13 protein-coding genes and 1 pseudogene are annotated in these 21138 nt (G+C 57.9%); 5 read left to right on the forward strand and 9 right to left on the reverse strand.

The window, feature by feature from the left end:
- Positions 1-165: 165 nt before the first annotated feature.
- Positions 166-1044: an MBL fold metallo-hydrolase gene (locus tag J6500_RS04680; RefSeq protein ID WP_225711513.1), complete on the forward strand. Its 879-nt coding sequence runs from the start codon at positions 166-168 to the stop codon at positions 1042-1044.
- Positions 1045-1322: 278 nt separating this feature from the next.
- On the opposite strand, the gene J6500_RS04685 is transcribed toward J6500_RS04680, so the two are convergent.
- Together J6500_RS04685 and J6500_RS04690 are read right to left on the reverse strand one after the other, a co-directional pair.
- A complete protein-coding gene (locus J6500_RS04685) occupies positions 1323-1856 on the reverse strand; it encodes a DUF1003 domain-containing protein (protein WP_225711514.1) in 534 nt (177 codons plus the stop codon).
- 444 nt (positions 1857-2300) lie between these two features.
- Positions 2301-2486: pseudogene (locus tag J6500_RS04690) on the reverse strand (Ku protein); the annotation flags it as partial.
- A gap of 545 nt (positions 2487-3031) precedes the next feature.
- Here J6500_RS04690 and J6500_RS04700 point away from each other — a divergent pair.
- The 3 genes from J6500_RS04700 (at position 3032) to J6500_RS04710 (ending at position 4642) form a co-directional block, all read left to right on the forward strand.
- Positions 3032-3481, forward strand: coding sequence for a hypothetical protein (locus tag J6500_RS04700; RefSeq protein ID WP_225711516.1), 450 nt, complete (start codon positions 3032-3034; stop codon positions 3479-3481).
- A gap of 2 nt (positions 3482-3483) precedes the next feature.
- Positions 3484-4212, forward strand: coding sequence for an SOS response-associated peptidase (locus J6500_RS04705; protein WP_225711517.1), 729 nt, complete (start codon positions 3484-3486; stop codon positions 4210-4212).
- Between the two features lie 118 nt (positions 4213-4330).
- A complete protein-coding gene (locus J6500_RS04710) occupies positions 4331-4642 on the forward strand; it encodes a hypothetical protein (RefSeq protein ID WP_225711518.1) in 312 nt (103 codons plus the stop codon).
- A gap of 616 nt (positions 4643-5258) precedes the next feature.
- Here J6500_RS04710 and J6500_RS04715 read toward each other — a convergent pair.
- The 3 genes from J6500_RS04715 to J6500_RS04720 form a co-directional block, all read right to left on the reverse strand.
- Positions 5259-5933, reverse strand: coding sequence for a hypothetical protein (locus J6500_RS04715; RefSeq protein WP_225711519.1), 675 nt, complete (start codon positions 5931-5933; stop codon positions 5259-5261).
- 55 nt (positions 5934-5988) lie between these two features.
- Complete coding sequence (locus tag J6500_RS31935) at positions 5989-6117, reverse strand: hypothetical protein (protein WP_283842883.1); 129 nt, start codon at positions 6115-6117, stop codon at positions 5989-5991.
- 911 nt (positions 6118-7028) lie between these two features.
- Positions 7029-8930 carry a GmrSD restriction endonuclease domain-containing protein gene (locus J6500_RS04720; RefSeq protein WP_225711520.1) on the reverse strand — a complete coding sequence of 634 codons (1902 nt, stop codon included), beginning with the start codon at positions 8928-8930 and terminating at the stop codon, positions 7029-7031.
- 217 nt (positions 8931-9147) lie between these two features.
- Between J6500_RS04720 and J6500_RS04725 the strand changes: the two genes are divergently transcribed.
- Positions 9148-10119: a hypothetical protein gene (locus J6500_RS04725; protein ID WP_225711521.1), complete on the forward strand. Its 972-nt coding sequence runs from the start codon at positions 9148-9150 to the stop codon at positions 10117-10119.
- Here the strand turns inward: J6500_RS04725 and J6500_RS04730 are convergent.
- The 4 genes from J6500_RS04730 to J6500_RS04745 are packed head-to-tail and all read right to left on the reverse strand — an operon-like array spanning position 10081 to position 21117.
- Positions 10081-10497 (reverse strand): very short patch repair endonuclease, encoded by a 417-nt coding sequence (locus J6500_RS04730; protein WP_225711522.1) that lies wholly within the window; start codon positions 10495-10497, stop codon positions 10081-10083. The two genes, J6500_RS04725 and J6500_RS04730, sit on opposite strands and share 39 nt — an antisense overlap.
- Positions 10494-11747, reverse strand: a complete 1254-nt coding sequence (locus J6500_RS04735; protein ID WP_312018191.1) for a DNA cytosine methyltransferase — start codon at positions 11745-11747, stop codon at positions 10494-10496. The genes J6500_RS04730 and J6500_RS04735 overlap by 4 nt, the downstream gene beginning before the upstream one ends.
- Complete coding sequence (locus J6500_RS04740) at positions 11732-17839, reverse strand: DEAD/DEAH box helicase family protein (protein WP_225711523.1); 6108 nt, start codon at positions 17837-17839, stop codon at positions 11732-11734. The genes J6500_RS04735 and J6500_RS04740 overlap by 16 nt, the downstream gene beginning before the upstream one ends.
- A complete protein-coding gene (locus tag J6500_RS04745) occupies positions 17836-21117 on the reverse strand; it encodes an STY4851/ECs_5259 family protein (RefSeq protein ID WP_225711524.1) in 3282 nt (1093 codons plus the stop codon). Before J6500_RS04745 ends, J6500_RS04740 begins: the two co-directional genes overlap by 4 nt.
- Positions 21118-21138: the final 21 nt, after the last annotated feature.

The following is a 21138-nucleotide window of genomic DNA, read 5'->3' on the forward strand; positions in this document are numbered from 1 at the left end:
GGAGAAGCCGTCAGCGCGCGAGGCGCTTGCAAAGATCGGCGCCGAACCGGCGGGCGGCACGCCCGAACAATTCGGCCGGCTGGTCGGCGATCAGGTTTCGCATTGGCACAAGGTCGTCGCCGACGCCGGCATCAAGGTCCAGTAACAGTGACATCAGATTTTCGCGTGACGCTCCTCGGGACGGGGACACCAATCCCCCGTCCTGATCGTTTTGGCCCAAGCACGCTGATCGAAGCGGGCAGCCACACTGTGCTGATCGATGCCGGCCGAGGCGCCACTATGCGATTGTTTCAGCTCGGTGTTCCGATCGGCCGGATCGATGCGCTGTTGCTCACGCATTTTCATTCCGATCACACGGTCGGCATTCCAGATCTCTGGCTGACCGGCTGGCTAAGCTCGCATTTCGGCAACCGTCGCCGACCGTTCAACGTGATCGGCCCGGTCGGCACAGCGAGGCTCATGCATCATCTGCAAGCAGCCTATGCGCACGACATCGAGATTCGTGTCGAGGACGAAAAGCTCGCCCGCGAGCATGTGGCAGTCACAGTAGAAGAATTTGGTGAAGACGGCGTCGTCTATCAAGCCGGCGACCTGCGCGTCATCGCCTTCACCGTTGATCATGGCGACGCGATCAAGCCGGCCTATGGCTTTCGCATTGAGTATCAAGGCCGGGTCGCGGTGATCTCCGGCGACACTCGCTACAACGTGAACTTGCTCCGCTACGGCGAGGGAGCCGATCTGCTGGTGCACGAGGTTGCGATGGCTCCGCCGGAACTGCTGGGCCAAGCCGACATCCAGCGCATCATCAATCATCACACCTCGCCGCAGGAAGCCGGACGCGTATTTGCGCAAACACGGCCGAAGCTCGCCGCCTTCACCCACCTCGTCATGCTCGCCAGTCAGACCGTGGCCGCCCCGACTATCGAAGCGCTGATCGCGGCAACCCGTGAAATCTATGAGGGGCCGCTTGAGGTCGGCGAGGATTTGATGAGCTTCGAGATCGGCGAGAGCGTTACGGTTCGAAAACCTGAATCTAGCCTCTGAAAGCTCAGCTATGGGTCAAAACGGGAAGAACTCAGGTTGAGCAAATCTGGTTCGCACTGCCGCGACAAGCGGAACCTCCTTGAGACCGAGCGCAACTTCGCAGAAGGGGACAAAAGCCGACCACGGCGCCCCGCTCGGCCTTGGTCCGCTTCCCTCCCGGCAGCGGACATCGCGGCACTCCAAGCAACCGTCGGCTAAGGGCCAGAAGACGACATCGATAGGCGTGATGTAAAGATTGGGCTTCTGGCTTCTCGCAGCAGGAACGTTGTCGCACTCAGCTAGGCCCTCGTCTCTTCAATCTTATCGAGAACTCGCTCCGGTGCGATGTCTGAGGCAGCTTCCTGAAGCTCTTCGTCCTGGCGGGGATCGATCCCATTTTTGTTGGCTATTTCATTGAGGAGCGCGACCATCTTTGTAATCTCATGTTCAGTGAGGAGACTGATCTGCAGATCCAACTCAGCCCTTCTATCTGCTTCCGCAGCCATACGATTCTGAGAGATCAGCACAAAGGTCGAAAGAAAGATTGCCTCTACAGAAGCGATCATAGCGAGCACTACAAAGCTTTCATCCCATGGTGAAATTCCTGGGAGCCACCGGATATTTGCAGCTATCCAAAATCCAAAAGCGAATAGGTGTAGGTAAGCAAATAGCATACTGCCGGTGAACGAAGTTATCGCATCGGCTACCTTCTGCTGAATGGACGCCTTGGCTTGCTCCCGCTTCCTTCGTTCGACCAGCGCCTGGATATTCCGTTCGAGAGCGGGCGTCAGTCCTGGCGCAGCTTTTGGGCGGGGCGCTAAGGGTTTCTTCATGCGTGGGAAACGGGCGCGTCTTAGGACCGTTCCTATTACTTGGCCAGATGATGATGACGCACCTTTTAGCGCAGGATCGTCGATCCACAGGTCGAGCCGTGTGTAGCGCCACCTCATGGGCCGCTAAGGGTCAAAATGCGAAGACCTCACACAGAGCAAATCGAGTCCGCTCCGCCCTACTAAGCGGACCTTATTGGCTTGTGCTGTAACTTCGCTGATGGTTCACAGGCGGCGGTGAAGGGCTTGCGGCAGCTATGTCTCGATAGCTGCGCAAAGCAGACCTGTCTGAATTCGATCGCGTGGTCGTAGCGTCGTAGCGTCCTCTCGGAACGAGGATCGGAGCTCCCACCGTCGGATCGCGCAATTGACGAGCGCGAGAGGCCGCCCATCCGGAGCCCATCTCGATGCTTGTCGAGCTCACCTTATCAAGCAACGCCCAGCGCTGTCCTCGTTCGGCACCTCATCGCCGGTGTCCGCATCGACCTTCAGATACTTGATGCGATGGCCGGTCTGTCGGTTTAGCTGATTGAAGGAAATCTTCTCGCTCTCCGAGGTAGCGGGATAGAGCGCAACCGGGCAGGTCACCAGAGACAATCGCAGAAAGCCTTTCCAATTGGCGCGCGGTGCCATGTACGCGGAACTCCGGTCTTCGGGTACTTGACTCAAGACGGATGGGAGCACCGGGTTCCGACAACCCACGAAGCCCACCGCATGATTTCTACGGGAGGGGTATCGACTCTTTTGTTCCCTTTATGTTCTAATTGGGTATGTCCGACCGACCCGCGAGCTGGCGGATGCCCAACCCGAAGCAGATGGAAAAAATGGCCGCTGCTGCCCGCCCGCATCCGATGCCGACCGCAGGATTAGCTCCTGACGCCGATTTGCCGCCGGAATACTGGCGGGCGCTTCTGGAGGACGCTTGCGCCGAAGTAAGGCCGGCGGTCCCCTCTGCCGGAGCGCTGCGGCTAAGCCAAATTCCTCAACATCTCTTACGGGTGGGATGCCGCCGATGCGGCAGGTTAGTCGAGATCCAGAGGACCGACGCCACCCGTCTCTACGGTGCAGAAACGATCTGGAAAGAGGTCGGCCAGCGGCTATTGGGCAATACCTGTACGCACCGTACGGGGCGTCATGAAGAGGATGGCTGCTGGCCAACGTTCGACTAGGCACGGCGCATGGCCCCGAAGCACCATCCAACGCCCTTGTCAGGAAGCGACCGAAAGGCACTCGGCAAGGAGCTCGGCAAAGCCCGTGCAATGACCGCGATCCTCGGCTCGCAGTCGGCTGAGGCCCGCGCCAAGGGCGAAGCTCTCATCAAGCAGGCGGACAAGCTGCTCTGCGAATCTTGGAACGAGAAGATGTGGGCCGATGGAGGACCAGTCGATCCATCCCCCACGATCGACCAGGCCGTGAACGGCGGATACTCCTGGCTCGAGATCGAGTGCTCGCGGTGCAAGACCAAAAGGGACGTCGATCTGGCTGCGCTGCGGCATCCCCCCACCACGTCGGTCCACGACCTCGCAAGCCGGCTTCGTTGCAGTAAGTGTGCTAAGGCCGGCCGACGGCCCGGGGCTACCCTTCTGCAACTGACAGGCCGTCCTCGCCAGGCACCTCCGGAGACCTGAACGTGTGTAATCTCTACTCGATGACGAAGAACGTGGACGCGATCCGTCGCTTGTTTGGCGCACTCAACAGCAGCGTCGGCAACTTACCTAGCATGCCAGGAATTTTCCCGGACTACCCAGCCCCGATCGTCCGCAACGTGCCCGACGGGCGCGAAGTCGCCATGGCGCGCTGGGGTATGCCGTCTTCCTCGGAAGCGCTGATGAAGGCGGCGAAGAAGCGAGCCGAGAAGCTTCAGGATAAGGGCAAAACGGTCGACTTCAAGGAGTTGCTGCGGATGGAGCCGGACAGCGGCACGACCAATATCCGCAACACCAGCAGTAAACATTGGAAGAGATGGCTCGGGCCGGACAATCGCTGCCTGGTCCCGCTGACTTCGTTTTCCGAGTACGACACCGTGGACGGGAAGAAGGTGCCGGTGTGGTTCGCGCTTGACGAGTCTCGACCCCTCTCCGCTTTTGCAGGCATCTGGACAAATTGGACATCCGTGCGGAAGGTTAAGGAAGGCCCAGTGACCGCCGATGTATTCGGTTTCCTGACCTGCGAGCCAAACGCGGAGGTGAAACGCGTCCACCCAAAGGCAATGCCCGCGATTCTGACGACCGCCGAAGAATACGACACTTGGCTGCGGGCGCCCTGGGATGAGGCCAAAGCGCTGCAACGGGCACTTCCCGATGGGAAGCTAAAGGTCGTCGCCACTGGCGAGAAGGAAGATCCAGCGACCACAGCGTAGGTTCTCCTGCGGAACACGTGGACAAGCTTAGCCTCCCGCAAAATGGAATCCCTGCCCCGTGCTAACCGCGCGGAACGAGCAACGGGCGAGAGGATTCGTCCGGGCAGGAGCGATTTTCATGCTGAAGACGAGAGAAAGACGGCCGGGAATCCGAACATTGCGTGGTTGGGCGATCTCCCTACTGCAAGACGCAGGTGCCGTCCGTGAATGCGAGGAGCATGGCTGGATGAAAGATCGTGCCGATCCTCACGCCCGCGACAGAGCGCTGGAAATCGCGAGACAATATCCGCCGGCAGGACTGTCTGCGGGACAGGCCGAGGCCGAGATTCGGGAAGTGCTGGAATCGATCGGCGACACTTGTCCGGAGTGCCGCCCTGAGAATGGCATCGCCATTGCGGCGAGCTCTCCGGTGAAACTCATCATTACTTAGGATGGGGGGTGAAATCTTGAAGGCGACGAGCAAGTCACACAGTGAGCTTGCGTTCCGCTTTCGACAGCTCTGGCACACTCGTATTCACCAGCACCGTGAGCACCGCCCTCGACTTGCGAATTATGGCGCGCTCGGAGGGCGGACTCGTTTGCTGTAATTGGGCAAAGGTTTAAGGTGCATTTCCCGCCTATAAGTCGTTTTCCGGTACGCCATCGAGATGAGGCTGCAGAAAGTCCCTGCTCGGTCACCGCCGAGTTTCCGGAGCTACCTTATTCAGCGGCCGCCCAATTACCTGGACCGAGGAAAACGGTGCTGTCCGCGAAACTCAGGTGCGGTTGGCCGGAGCATGCGTAGTCAAGACGGATACTGCGTCGGTCCGCGCTTTAGAAGCAATAGCGCGATGAGAAGCTCGTCCTTCTCAAGGACGGGCGCATTTTGCAGGTGCGCTACGATGGCTCGCACATCTTTCGGCTCGCCGGGGGGTTCAAGCACCGCTCGGGCGGGCTTTTAGCGGTTGGGTGAGTAGCAACGAGGTGAAAGCCCCTGCTCAACATACCGCGCCCAAGGCAGAACCGGCGAACGACAGCCAGCCGAAAGCGAAGATGGCGACGCCTCCCTATTCGACGTAGGGGTTCATCTGCGCAATCGACTTCACCTCACCTGACGGCACGAACATGAAGCGCTTGTCGTGGGAGACGATAAATCCCGTCGATGACGAGCGCACGAGACGTGCCTCTGAATACTCCGCGTCCTTGGTCGTGATCCTGTATGTGGTCTTACTGAAGCGTGCCTCATGGTCCGCGATGTTGCCGCCAATCCAGAAGATAGCCAGCGCCGAAGCACTCAGAGGGCCGGCCAAAACGACCCAAGACCGGCTCGCGCCGCTTTGCCAGGCAATGTAGGCGACCAAACTGCCAAACACGGCAGCGGCCCCGAAGGTGATCGAAAAGAGCGTCATCGTGGAGAGAAAGTTGTGTGTGAAGAACAGCGCCACACAGAAGAACGCGATCACCGCCCAGGACGCCCATTTGATAGGTTTGAAGTAACGGCTAAGCGCGTCGGGCTGCTTGGCAGCCTTTCGGAAGTCCTCGATCGCGCCTACCGGGAGTGCGAACAGCGGCGGCAGAAGAAAGCCGAGAACCAATCCGACAGAATAAATGACATTAGTGAGATCCATTACTCCAATGAAGTGAAGACCGATGATGTAGAAGTAGCCAATGTTGAACACGGAAACGACCGCGAATGCAGCGACCGTCAGCAACGCCCAATACTTTGAGATATTCTCCAACATACGCCAGCCCTCCCCGCGTTATGCACGCAAAGATAGCGGGGGAACCGGCATAAAACTAGCCGCGCCGTCGCCAGAACATGAGAGCGGCGATCACCAACACGATGACGATGAGCGCGCCGATGGCCAACTGACCTTCGGCGTTCGCACTCAACATCCAGAAATGCACCTGCAGTTTGTCCGACATGGCCGAGCTTCTCCGCCGCGTGAAGCGGTGCTTCGCGCGCTATCCGATTGACAGGATGCCTGGAGATGCGTCAGAAACGCTCTCGTTGCGGAGGGGAGTCCCAGACTCACCACCAGGCGGTGGACGGCGCTGTAGGAGGCGTCGTCCACCTTCCGCACTTATCCGCGATTCCCTGAAAGGTGAAGCGGCGATTCGCCTTAACGACGGTCTTTACCCGGAAAACAAAGTCACTTTTCCGGGGATAAATTCCACCCGCTGCGGAAAGCTCAAAGGACACAATGTCCTAGCCTGTGGGTGCGTGTGGGTTGGAATTCTTTTTCACAATCGCAATTCTGTTGACACTCAACATAACCATCGCAACGACCACCAGTACCATCACCGCGACGATCACCAGAATTAAACAGCAAGCGGCCAGACAAATAACAAGCAGCATTCGTCAATGCAGACGAAGCTAGCTATCTGACAGGTAGACGGCGGCTCAGTATTTATCGGATGCCCGTCCGCTTTGCGAAGCCCGACCAGCATCATAAGCTACAAACTGCGCCTCAGCCGCCTCAAGAATCATCCAAACCCTAGCTCTCGCAGGTCAACCACGGTTTTTCACCCGTGGCGCATCGAGTTCTCGAAAACAAAGCGTCAGGCCTGCGCCTTGGACCAAGACCGGCTCCCACCCTCTAACCAATCGTTCTCTGGAAGGAGACACCGCTTCCAGCCCGACTGAAAAGCTTTGCGACCAAGCCTTACCAGTCGCGAGCTGTCCAGTGACTAATGTGTTCCGGCTGCCATAGCACAATACCTACGACAACTTGCATCGTATTGATCGATCGCCTTCCGGCAAGGCCCTGGTTCAAGTTGCGCCGATTTACGGCAGTCCTTGACGCCAGAGCACCGCGCAAAGCGGCTCGGCCGCGTTAAGCCGCGATCGTCAGTTCGGCCTCGGCGGTTTCCGAATCGGTCTCAGCCTCCTCGTCCTCGGTTTCCCCTCGATAAGCTGATTGCCCGGTCGCCTTCTCGATCAGAGCCAACAGACGCTCCTGCCGATCTATCATGAACGCTTCAAACTGGTCGGCTCTGAGCAGGCTTGGATCAATCAAGTGCGAGCGCAAATAGCCATCGAGGTTTTGCATTGAAATAGGCGGCGTCTCCTTATCGCCCTGTTCAAGTTTCGAAAGGTAAATAGACGGCGCTGCCCCACCGATGATCCGATTGGTTCGATATGCAAGCGGCGTCTTGTTGATGATGGAGTCGTACACGGCCGGCTTGATCTTTCGATCTTCGCACCATTTCTTCGGGAAGATGTGGTGAATATCAACGTTCTCGCCAAAGAAGACTATGTGATCAAATTTTTGGCCAGAGCGAATGTCCTCCGCGCCGGTTTTCATTAGCAACGCGTTGACGCCTTTGTAGGCAGCGGAGATGCGCATACGCATGGTCTTGAGCCGTTCAGCCCTGAAAGTCGAGTCACGAATGGTAGACGGTAGCGCCCCGCCCTTCAGCCACGCGGGCACCTCCAGGAAGTCCCTGGCGATGCGGGATTCGACAGCAGATCCGTAAAGCTCACCGAAAACCCCATTCCAATACCATTGTGACAACTTAGCCCGATTGGCTTCGTGCTCCCAAGCGGCTCCTATATCGGCTAGGATCGCGGCCAACGGGATGATCTGAGTTTGATAAGGCAAGTCGAATACGCGATAGATGTGCAGCATGTGCAAGAACTTGGCAGCCCGCACAAAGCCCTCTTCGACCTGCGCTTGGTATTTCTTGTAGGCATCAAGTGGAAGATTTAGCAGCGCGTTGCGATTGCCCGAGACAGCCGGCAATTCTTTGCCTTGCTTACCAGCTGCTTCCGCTTCGCGCCTCCGCTCTCGTGCGTGAAATAGGGAGACAGCATGCAGGAAGTCCGTATTCGAAACCGCCGCAATGATGCCCGAGTCCTGACCGGCTGGCCTCAACATCTCCTTGAAGCGATGCTGCCGGCCGAATTCCCCGTCTTTTCCATACCAATCGCGACGCAGCTCATAACCATCGGCGGCATACATCGCAGTCACTAGTTCGAAGGCATCCAGAGCCTTCCCGCCCGTGTTCACTTTCTCGAACACAACGCAGACAGCTTCCTTTGAAGTGCCCGCCCCCAAGGCGATTACTGGCACCTGGTAATGGATGAAGTTATCAAGAACATTTTCTTTGAATTGGCGAAGCACGTCCCACTTCTTCGGAAACTCGCCGTCTTTCATGAAGTGTTCGATGAACTGCTTTTGCCATTCGTCCCAGTTGAAGATCATTGATACTGGGTACATCAGCCGCTCGAATTCCTTCTCTCTCGTGGTCAGGTCGAGCACAATCTTGCGGCCAAAGTCCTCCGCCAGGAGCCGATCTTCTCCGACGGACACAATGGCTTCATCCCGTTCCACGGTTGGGTCGAGCGCCTTGACGATATCGATATAGAATAACCGTTTGACCCTCTTCTTCTTCGGCGTGATGGTCTCCACCACCTTGCCCCGAAGCGACACTTGGTAAAGTGAGGTCATTCGCTGCTGGCCATCAAGCAAGAGTGCCTCAGGCCGGGTAGTGACTGCATTATCCGGCGCGCCTTCGATGGGTCGGGGCTTGAAATCAACCACCCCTCCCGTTTCCAGCGTCATCAATGCCCCAATTGGAAAACCGCGCGAGACCGAGGAGATCAAGCTCTTTATTCGGTCTTCGTCCCAAACCCAACTCCTCTGAAAGTCAGGCAACTGAAGAAGTCCGCCTTCGCACTTCTTCAACAGTTCATGCAGCCCGTAAGGATTGGTCTTGAACGATGCGACAGCCATATCGCGCCCCCCTTTTCCCCAGCGAGAATCGCAACTAGCCTACCACCCCACCTGCCATAGCAACCAGCGCGTTAGTCTCCTATGCCCTACGAAAGTCACACTAGCTCCACCGCTCGGGCTCCCGGCCTCCTTCCACTGGAGCGTTCACTGAAGAGTCAGCCCCAAAACGGAACGTGAGCATCAGTTTGGCTTCTCTTAGACACCGGACTCTTGATCAGTGGTCGAACAACCGAGATCGGTCCGGCTCGCCAAGACCATGCTTCTCGTCGCTGGAGGGCCGTCGAAGGGCCGCGGGAACAGGGAATCAGATAAACGTGAGAAATTGGACCGAAAAATCGAGGCGCGAATGAATGGGCCTACAATACTGGCGCGAACATTGTCATCGGCCAACATTCGCGACCGCTATCAGAATAACTGGCAGTATCATTCGCGCAGTGACCATCACTCAAAGATTGCCTGTTGGGGGGTGGTCTTCGATTTGATGGCGTCGACTCCGCTTCTGAGGCGTCACGTGGAAGCGGGCGCAGTCTGCTTCGGCATCAACCACGAAATGCGGGACTTCGTTCACGACCGGAAGAAGAACCTCGACTTAGTGCTCTGTACGCCGGGCGGCCCTACCACCGCTGAGACATTGGAAAGGATGGGAAGGAATTACAAAATTGAACTTACGCGAGAGGAGCAAAGCGCCTTTAACAAACTTCCGCAACTCGCTCGCGCGCCGGTCGGTTCAGTACTGATGGCGCTCGAAGCCAAAGCCTGTATGACGGCGCATCAACGCGCTCTTCCTCGCCTGTACGATGAACTAAACTCGTCGCACCTCACGGTTCACGGAGCAAGTGACCAAGCAATCGCAGTCGCCTTTACCATGGTGAATGTCGCAGAGAGTTATCTCAGCCCGGATTTGAACAAGAAGAACAGATCGTCCGATGCAGAGTGGAGTCAGCACAAACAGCCGCGAGACGCCCAGCTCGCAATTGATAAAATCAAGCAGCTTCCGCGTCGTTCAAAGGTGGGCGACGTTGGCTACGACGCGATCTCGATCGTCGTGATAAACATGGCGAACGATGGGAGTGCTGTTAAACTCATCCAGGGGCCTCCCGCGCCACCCCAGGGCGACATCTACAATTATGAAAACATGATCGCTCGGCTGTCAGGTATCTACGCTACGCGGTTCAAGGATCTTAGCTAGCTTGTCTCGGATCCGGTTCTCTTGGCATTCCCAGATGATGATGACGCGATAACCCTCGCGGCGGAGACGAGTTACGCACCGAGCGTCTCTGCGTCGATTGTCACGGAATTTGGCAATCCAAAAATTCCGGTTTGACTTGGGGATTGTCGCTTTCAGGCAACCCTTATGATGATGCCAAAAGCATCCATTTACGAAGACAGCCCAGCGTTTCGAGCGGTTTGCAAAATCAGGACTGCCAGGGAGCTTCTTAACGTTCTTGCGATAGTGAGCCCCTAGATCGCGCAACATGGTCGCGACGATCGTCTCGATCTTTGTACCCCGTTGCCTTATCCGCGCCATTCGTGCGGATGTTTCGGGATCGGGGCGCGCCGCTTTCATTCGGCAGCAACAGCGAACTTGGCGTTCTCAAGGTTGTCCATCCGAAAGAGATGCTCGCGAAGTCGATCTTGAAAGCCGTCCGCAAAGCGCAGCTTTGCTCGCTCGGTCCTCGAAAGGAACCCCCGCGTGGCACGCGCCGAAAGGAGTTTTCCATCGTGACGGAGGAACTGCGTTAATGCGGGTCGCGCTTCCCATTTCGGATAGGAATTGATTCGAACTGCATATCGGCCGTTCCCGTCATAGCGTGCCGCCGTTGGCCACCTGCCACTCGCAGGAAGTGCGCCATCTCGATCGGCGTGATACTTGCCGGGTCGAGCTAGGCGTTTGCCCAACCACGCTGCAACCGGCACTGTGACGGCGTTCCCGACGAGCGACCAGCGAAGCGAAGCACGAGAAACCTGCTCTGCCGGACGGGTCCAATTCTCCGGAAAACCTTGAAGGCGCTCTGCATCCCGAATGTCAGGCGTAATGACATCCCCTGAAGGCAGCAAGATCGCGGGTGGAGAAGCGATCCCAACGGTCGAGCCATTCTTCAATGTAGGAATCGAATCAGGGGCCCACCCGAGTCCACGTATTCCTTCGGTCCAATAGAAACCGTGAGCATATCTATCGAGATTGGTTGGGAGCACATTCGGCTCAGCTTCGTCCGTCAGAATGACCGAAGCAGGATCGACGTCAGTCGTAGTCGCGACGAAAAGCACACGCTCCCGCCGTTGTGGCAAGAACGAGAGACTATTCACGACGCGGTAAGCCCAGCGATAGCCGCGCTCCTCAAATGCTTCGACCAGGGTACGCATGCCGCTTCCTTTGTCGAGTTGCAACATGAATGAAACATTCTCAAGCACGACCCATGGCACGCGCCTTCGGTCGAGCAGACGAAAGATTTCACCCACTAGTCCTGACCGAGAGCCTCCAATACCCAGAGTTTGGCCTGCCTGGCTAAGATCCTGGCAGGGAAATCCGCCTGCTATCAGGTCGACTTCCCTCGGAAGGGTCTTGAGGTCTCGAACGTCCCGCTTACAGGGAACGTCAGGCATCCTCGCCGCGAGGACGGCACGAGCGGGCTCCCAAATTTCGCAAAGCAGGCTTGGCTCATGCCCTGCCGCAGCAAGGCCCCGCTCCAGTCCCCCAACACCGGCGAATAATCCCGCGACCTTCACTTCCAACCCCAACTCGGCGAATCGAGCACCACCAGATGTCAGGCTACCACTGTTCTCATTTCGTTCCCAATTCGTCAATCCAGCCTGCACGCCAAAAATGTGCCATTTCCTCCGTTCTTAACAAGAAATGGTGCCTGAATTGCCTGAAGTTGGTCCGCAATTGCAGTCATTGGATTGAAGGCAACTGTCCCCACCGGACTCCAAGATCCGACGCCCTGATCGAAGAAAATCGTCCCTTCTCCTCGAGCGGTTCGGAAATTGAGCCGACGACGGTGAGCGAGATCCTGGTGCAGTCCTAGCCTTGCTTTAGGGGACACCCCCTTAAGCAGATGTTCAAAAATAACTGTGCGAGAATCCATGTCTGCCCAATCATCTTTGACCGTCGTTCCCATCTTTGGGCGACGTTGGTCACGGCGTTGCAGCAGAGTGTCTATGACGATCTCGGTGTTCTGATCGGAAAAGCCTTTCAACAGCTCGGAAACAAGCCTTACTACGAGAGGACTGAAAAGATACCGATCTGAGTACCGCAGTTCGATGCAAGGCTCTGAGAGCACCGCCGCGAGAGTATCGTTCCGCCCCGCGATGAGAGCCTTGAGCCGCTTTCCAAAGCCGTCCACGGGCCCATCAAGTTCAGCGCCGACTTCGAAGATCGCTTCACGTATTCTTTCGACAAGCAACGTGTGTGGATCAATATTCCCCGTGCTTTCGGGCGCCGCTTCTAGGTTGCCTCGGACGACGGGAGCCTCAGTGGTGCTCGCCCAATTCAAGTCGATGGAATAAGCTGACCGATCAAGCGATCGCCAGGCGGTGATTTCTCGTCCGACCTCGGTGGCCACCGCAAGCAAATCCTCATTGCCCGGCGACATATTCCGGAGTGAGGCTCTCGCCCTTTCGAGCCAAAGAACAACTCTTCGGCGAGTAACCGCATCCGCTTGCCGCAAGATCGCCCCATTCACTTCGACCGATGCACTGCGCCCACGGGCACCCCACCGCTCTACGACGGAGGCGGCTGGCCATCGTTCGAAATCCCACGCACTTGGGTCACCATGCAACATCAGGGTTAGTTCGGCCGCTGGGTTTGTTGCGATCAAATCGTTCAGCGCATCCGCAAGGGCAGCCGACTCGTACACCGTCCGCACCCCAAACAGGCGATGCTGCTCCGGAAGTGAAATGCGTGAGAGTAGCTGTGCCAGCAATGCATAGGCACTCAAACGATCCGTGCCTTCGACTGTGTGTTGCGCATCCGGCGCGAGAACGCAACGCGGACAAACCCGCACCGCATCTCGATCTCCACATCGACCTATTGCCGAGCAGTCGAGGAAAGTAAGCGCCTCCCTCAAATAACCCACAGGGTCGCGTGCGATCACGGTCGAGAAACCCGCTCCTCCGCTGGCCCTGTCGAATATCACTGCGCTATAAGAATCCACGCCGCGGCTGTTTGGCGCTGCCGGCGCCGCAAAGCCCATTTCGTCAGCGTCAATGCCCAACTTCTTAGCCACGGCTTCACGTAGCGCGAGAGCGATCGTCAACGCAACGTCCCTCGAACGACAGTCATAGAGCTGGATCTCGCAGACGTCCGTGCGTATTTCATGCCCCAAATTGAGATTTCGTACGACCGCATAGGGCGAGTATTCCGGAGCGCCAGTACAGGTTTGACCATCGGCCGCCATTGGCGCACCTCTGAGAGGCCTGTGGCCTGTTAGGCCAGACCCGCCAGACGCCACTGTCTCGGCTTCAGAACGGCCGCAATGAAGACAGACTGCATACCCGTGTCCGTGATCCCCGGGATTGAACCAGAACACCGTTCCGTCCGCGCTTGCACGCACGCGGCCGATGTCAGGGTCTGGCAGTGAGCGCCACGGCGCCTCTCGGGCCGAAACCCACGGGTCTATAACCCGCGACCCGCCCAGATCAGATGGATCATCGTGCACCTTGAACCGGACATCTACCGAAAACCCTCCAGGACTTAGATACCTGATCGGTGTGAAGTTACTCGATCCGCACTCGATGCAGGGCGTTTCACCAACAGCGGACGGTTTTGAGCTCAGGGCGCCGCAGGTCCTACAGGACCACATCGTTCTCAAGCTTTGTATCTCGCGAAGGCCATCTTCTGATATGGGCCTTTGCCAGTTGAGAGTGACGCCTCCAGACTCGCGAACAACACCGTCTACAACGATCCCACGGCCCGGCGCGTATTCATAGATACCCACTTCGCGTGACCGCGACGGATAACCTCGACCGAAGCTCTGCTCTTGCGGCGCTCCACCCTCCTCAACTCGGCGCGCTCGTGCCGCTCTCTCGCTGGCTGTCTCGGTTACGAATTGAACGACGTCGGTTGGGAAGCCATAGGATGGAAGGAAGCCTCTGCCGGCCAACTCACCTAGTAGATAGCCTCTCTCCAAACGAAGTCTCTGAACTTCTCGCGCCCTGTTAATTGCCGCGAGTTCGACATCTTTAGCCACGCCCTCCGGGATGGCAGGCGCCAGCGCTTGCCATTCTGCCTGGATCTCTGAGTGGATCCGATCCATACGACCTCTCAGCGCCTCAACGAGATCCCAACCCGGCCGGATGGGAGTACCGGCCAGCAACGATGTCAGCTCATCCAACAGCGTCGGAACCGATGGGACGGTATCGAGCCAAGCCACGAAGGACGAGGCCGGTGGTGGATCAGTCGGTGAGTTCGCCTCCGCCGCGAGACCAAAAAATGCCTGATTGGTCAGCTTGTGCAATTCCGATCCAAGACTTGAAAGATACTCCGACAAGAGAAGTGCAGCAGCGTGACGCGTTGCGATGGTCGGGCTGTCAAGACTTACCCGAGGCGTTCGCACCTGACGTTGGAGATACTCCATTGGATTCGAAATCGTCATTTGGTCGAGTGGACGATTTTTGCAGAGCGTAAGTCCTACTGCTATCGGCTGACGCTGCCGCCCTGCCCGACCGACGCGCTGGCGGTAATTCGCGATTTCTGGCGGAGCATTCGTATTTAGCACCGCCTCGATGCTGCCGATATCGACACCCATTTCCATGGTGGTGGAACAGCCAAGGACGTTGATCCTACCAGCTTTGAACTCTCTCTCGTATCGGCGAAGTGTCGTGCTCGGCTGTTGTGCGGAGTGTTCCGCCGCGCGTATCCAAGGAGAGAATTTCGCAGCACGATCCTGCTGGTCGCCCCATCTTCCGAGGCTCCGCAGCGACACAATGATCGGATCAGTTGAAAGCCAGTTATCGATCCGATCTTCGGTCACGATCTGCCCGACCGAATCCCGACGCCAAGTGTATGGCAGGCGCGGCATTGTAATGGGCATCGCGACGGGGTGGATCCCGTCGATGTCATAGGGGCTTCGTCCCCGAATTGTCGTGTCCAGCACTCTTCTCGTTGTCGGACACCAGAATGCCCTGTCGACTCGAGCAACAGCGAGGTCTCCCAGCCGCAAACGGAATCCGTTGTCCGAAGCAGTCAAGAAACGAAAGAGCGCTCGCCAAGCAGCCGTGAGTACTTCGTCCACGCTGTCCTTGTCCGTGCGGCTGTCAGGATCGAGTTGCAACGCCTGAAATAGAAGCCGTACTACTCGCGTTAGCCGCGGGCCCTGCGCGTTTGGCCAAAGACGCACATATCGGCTCGATCTCTCCCCAGGGCTCCACGGTTTGACCTCGATATGGCTCTGGCGTCGGTCTATCCAACTCAACCACCACCGCGGAAAGTCGAGCGCGACGTTTGTCCGCAGGAAATGCGTGACCAAGAGACGAAGTAGGTCGCGCCAATCTTCATCTGTCATGCCAATGCGCTGCGCGGCCGGAGGAACTCGCGGCTCCGCGCGGTCAATCCCAGGTAGTTCAAACCGGAATAATCCGAGCGTCTCCGCCGAGTTAGCGCGGACTGGCCGTCTCATCGCTTCTCGATACAGCAGGAATTCCGCCAACACCTCTGGATCTTGGAAGCGCTCGTCTCGGTTTGTTGTGGTCCACAAGTCTCTCAGGAACGCATTGACCGTGGTGTGCCCAGCCAACCGCTGGACGAGCTCTCGCCAGCGCTTCGCGCCGCCGTCCAGCATGGCCGATCGTTGGCGCTCGGACTCCTCTGCCAGTCGGGTGAATTCGGGATCGTCTGGAAACTCCCTGAGCCTCGCGATCCTTGTATTCAGGGCCTCAAGCTCTTGTTGGTCAATCGGAGGAGCTTCCTGGACGAACTGGTAAATGAATGATCGTACAAACATCCGCTCAGACGCGACCTGCACGTTGGCCGCATGCCTCGCGGTACCTTGGCGGGCATCCGTAAAGGTGATCAGGCGGCGCCCATTGAACGGAAGCGGATCTGACGCATCAAGCTCCGGCGACAAGTCCGCAAGAAAGCCTGGAGTGATCTGAGCCATCAGGAACGGCGCGCCAGCAGCGACTGGCCGCAATGCACCGCGGTTCGGATCAAACCGATTTGGCGCGCGCGTGCAACACGGGCATTCCAGGATGTCCCGACTTGCCGCGAAGGCTACATTTGCATGCTCGTCCAATCTTCCCGTTTTCAAATCCAGGTCCAGTCGACGTGACCCGGGTTTCGGCGGATAGGTCAGATAGCGGCGTGAGACAAGCGTCGGTGCATCTATCGTCGCCGCTTCATCGTCCTCTGCGTCTTCGCTTGGGTCTTCTCGCTCAAGCGTCTGCTCGAAGTCATCCTCGTCGTCACCTTCGCTCCATGCTGCAATTCGGGAACCACCATCAAGCTCCTCGGCTCGCAACGCTCCGTCGCCACACAGCTGGCAACAGACCCACTCCAACACGATTGACTCGCAATACGGACAATGTTCGCGAGCCTCCGAGAAAATCGCTCCATAGTTCCAATCGGAGCCGTCCGCTCCCTGTGCAGGACTCTTGGAGCAGTTGGGATTTATGCACGTCCAGAGCCCATTCACCGTTCGATGAAACAGGTGAACTCGGTTTGGAAGAATGGAATCCCCGCCGATGGCAGCCATCGCCGGCTCGGCCTGGGGATCCCTCGCCCTGGCCGCTTCCACGAGAAATTTTGTCGCATCGCCCTGTCCAACACCGAGCGCCGCCGCTTCGCGAGCCCAACCACGCCAGGAATAGATTTGGCCGGACCGAAGTTCTTCTCGCACAGCTCGCAATCTCTTCGATTTGGCCAGTATTCGGCCGCTCTCCAGCGGATCAAGGTCGGAGAGGTCGCTTATCGGAAGATGACCACCATCTTGAGCGGCCGGCATCGACGGAAGGGGCGCGCGATAACCTTCAACAACACCCACCGCGTCACGTGGTGCACCAGAGAGATTGCAGAGGAAATCATGGAGCTCCGCCCTCGCATTGGCTCCGCCTATGGTAGCGGAGGTTGCCACATAGCGAATCTGATCTGGCGTACGGCCAAATGCGAGCGCAACGCGGCGCAGAAGAAGCGCAATCTCCGCGGCCTGGGCTCCCATGTACGAGTGAGCCTCGTCGAGCACGATGAAGTCCAGCGTGCCACGAGACAGCGCAAGGATCGGCACATCAACTTGACGGATCAGCATGTATTCCAGCATCGTGGCATTTGTCACGAGCACTGGTGGCGGCGAGGCGCGCAGGGCGGTGCGGTCGCCTACTCGCCACGGCCGTTCGGCTCTCACCGAGGCTCGGGCCGTTTCAGGCGTTTCGCCGTTGTAGAGGCAATATCGCAGGCTGCCTCCAAAGGGTGCGAACCAGCGTTCCAGCCGCTCCTCTTGGCTGCTGATCAACGCGTTGAGCGGATAAAGCAACAGAGCGCGCACGCCTTCCAGCTGCCTTTGCCCCCGATCGGACAGCCTAATGAGCCGATCGAGAATCGGCGCGAGAAAGCATTCGGTCTTACCCGAACCCGTGCCGCTGGACACAATCACTGAGCTTGGATCGGCGGACGTCAGACGCTTCCAAGCCTCCGCCTGGTGAGCATATGGCGGATATGATACGGAATTGAGCACGTCGATCGTTCGGCGATCGAATATCCCTTGGTCGAGTCCTGACCATCCTCCCTTCAATGGCAGCCAAGGGAAAGCACCTTCCACGAACGGCTCGGCAATCAGGGAACCGGGGCTTCCGGCCGGCGCCCCCCAGACACTACGCAAGTAACTCGCTAGGGTGCGAGAGCGTGGACGCAACATTCCGATGATGGCGTCAGCTGCCTGCTCCGGCAACCGCGTCATCATGCGATCGAGATCAATCATGCCCGCACCTTCTTCCCAGCACTCACAGAATCATGAAGCACTTCATCCAACCCCATTGGAAAAACGGCTTCGAAATACTCCGGATCGTATAGCCACGCGTCGCGACTACGCCGCAATTCGTCTCGCTCTAGCGTCGTCTTTCCGCTTGCATGATCGGCGACAAGCAGCGGCGCCGCGATAACCTCGGCAAAATTCGAATTGTAAGGCTCAAAGTACGGTCGCCTTGAGAGCAGGCTTTTTGGAGTGAACATGTTTTGCGGGGGCGATGTATCGTCATCGTGCCGGCCGATCAGCCGATCCACTTCGCGCCGAATTCCGTCGCGACGAGGGGACTGACGGAAATGGATCGTTGTTCCATCGATCGTCCTTCTCAGCTTGGCCATTTCCGTAGCGACGCAAGCGAGAAAGACAAATTTTGCATGTCCCGACAACTCGGGCCTCAGATTGACGATATCGTCAAGGGCACTACCTACGCTTCTGATCGCCGCTGCACTTTCGATTCCGATAGCAGCAAGCTTTTCACCTATCTGCTTTAGGCGGAGCGAAAACGCTTCGAGCCAATCCGCAACGGAAGTGGAGCACCACAAAAATGGTAACTCACGCTGAAGATCGAGCAAAGCGGCGCGTTCTGCCAACGACTCGCAAGACGCGAGCAGCGAGACGGCGAGCTTGGGGCAACGCCCGAGCAACCTCAATGCGTCTACGGAGGAAATCGGGAGCCCCTCCTTCCTTGAGAGCACAAGAAGGTCCATGATCGTTCGACGCTCACGCTGGGAAAGCTGATCGGGCTTCAAATAGGCTTGCAGAAGCTCAATCAGGCGCACATCTGATGCCTCGATTTCGATCGCTCGTTCCAAGGCCGTACTCTCCGCCTCTGCCTTGGCCCCTGTTCCTAGCGATGGGACGATCCTCGGCCTAATCTTGGCTCCTTGTCGCCGCCGTCCAAATATCAACCAGGGCCCGGGCGGCAGTTTGCTGGCGAGCTCCGATCGCATGACCGCCTGGCTCGCGGGAGCCACGACGTCAACTATGCCGGCCGCGGGGCGCGTTAGACAAAATGCACGGACATCAAGCCGGTGCAGGACACCGAGCGCGGCGAATGCATTTGCGGGTGGCGCATTGAAGGGATCGATCTCGTCATCATACCACCGAACATCTACTATGTGATCGCTCGCGCCCAGCGCGGACAGACGGACTCTAGCATCCAGGCTTTCCGAACTACCGAGCAACTGAGTGATGGTGTCGGCAAATGCTGAAAGCGGCACTTCTCCCGAGACGGTCCTGCAGACTGAAATCCGCTGAATATTGTTTGCGCGCAATTCCATGCACAGAGAAACCTCCCGGGCTGCTATCAGCCGAAGCCCCTTTAGAGCATCGACTGATAATGTCGTCCTTGACCGTATGAGGAGATCGTTCTCATCGACTATTCGCAGGTCATAGCTCGGGTCTGCAAACGTCAATTGGAGTTCGGCATCCCACCTGAGGTTAAGTGTTATTGTTGCTGCCTTTGTGGGGACTCCGAGAGCGATGACGGCGCGCTCGCCGTCCAATCGAATGTTCAGCTTATCCTCGGCGTGAGCCGCAACGATTCGAGTCTGCACATCTGCAATACGGAGCTCGCGCTTTCGGCGGTCCACTTCGATTTGGAAATTTGGCGGAACGATAGATGCGCCTATCGCGTAGCGCAGCTCGTCGTCTTCTATTACAGCCAGGTCGACATCGCCCCAAGGTTTGCCCTTGTCGATCGGATGCCAAATCCCTCTTCCGCGCGGGCGCCAATGAAGCGACTTGCGGCGCGGCGTCGCCAAATGGTTTTCGCGCTCGATCCACACTTGCGGAACGCCAAGAAAGACCGGCTCTCGCACGCTCGGCACGAGACCTCCGACGAGAACCAAGCGACCGTCGACTTCGCGCTCGGCGGCGGTCCGCCATGTCCAACGCGTTCCTCCAAGTACGGCGCTAGCGGTTCCCTGGAAACTGACCACGCGATGGTCTGATTCAACGCAGCGTCCAAGATCTGTAAAGCCATCAGAAAATGAAACCGAATGGAAATATTCTTCTTGGATTGCAAGAGCGAGCACAGGCCGGCCCGTTTGGGCCGGCGAACCTCCCAAGACTCGCAGGCTCTTGGGAGCGCCGTCCTCGTTCACTTGCTCGATCTGAAGGGCAATGATCGGCTGGAGCAGCGAGTCTCCGCCAGGCGCAATGAACTCGCCGATCGTACTATTCCCGGATTGCACGAGAAGTCGCGCTTCGTTCGCCAAAGCAAGCGGAGCTTCAAATGTCGCGACGAACCGCCGAAGTTCGTGCACCGGTTCGTCATCAGCCTCGACCGTTTCGATGGCCGCTACGGCGACGAGCTCGTCGCAGAACGGTGGCCGCGGAAAGATTCGAACTCGACGACCATTTCGCACGGCTTCACTAACGCTGGGAGGTAGTCGCTTCAGGTCAACATTGCCGGACAATCCAAGTGACGCGCGGGGACGCCATCCATCGTCGGATAGAACGAGAGTGCGAACTACATCGAGGGCGGCTCCGGGATCTTCGCGCAGCCGCACGATTTCCTCCACCATTGTGCGGATGTCTTCGCATTCCACGTCGAAGGGAAGCTCGTCGCGCCAGTTCGGTCTCGTCTGATCGAGGTAGTCGACTGGGTCGCTCCCCCGCTCCTGCTGCCCGGGCAGGCAAGCGCGCAGCTCTATGATCTTGTCGCACAGTTCAGTGGCCGGCTCGAAAAGCGCTTGCGCCAACCGATCTGACACGCGCCACGCTTCCGTACCGACTGAATCCCGAACCGAGAAACCTTTTTCCGCGCACCTCACCGCGTTCTTGAGCCACGACGCAATTCGCGGATCTTCTCGAACAGAGGCCACCGGAAAACCAGCCTCTCTAACAATGGCGAGGAGCCGTTCGCTGCCCCTCGGTTCTGGTCGACGCCACGCGGCCAAACCAGAACTCACCAGGTTTTCAATGTCCCGATATTGAATGCGAGCATGGGGTCCATACTCGTAGCCGATGCTCCTTAGCGGCCGAATCCAATCCCAATGGCCTCCGCTCCGCTCACGCCGGAACCATTCAGCCACATAGGCAACCACGAGCGCGGCGCCATGCCGGTCGAAAACTGCCGACGGACCAAACCGCTTCAGGACGCTGCAAACGTGATCGTAGTCAGTACGTGCAAACCGATAAGCATAGAGTGGTCGAGCGTCAGGACGGGTTAGACCTTTCGCCTCAAGCAAACCGCAAAACGCAGTCCTGAGCTCCTCCCGATCTCCCACGATCCCCCCAGCTTCTCCGAG

Source organism: Bradyrhizobium semiaridum, assembly GCF_020329505.1.
In the GTDB taxonomy this organism is placed as follows: Bacteria; Pseudomonadota; Alphaproteobacteria; order Rhizobiales; family Xanthobacteraceae; genus Bradyrhizobium; species Bradyrhizobium semiaridum.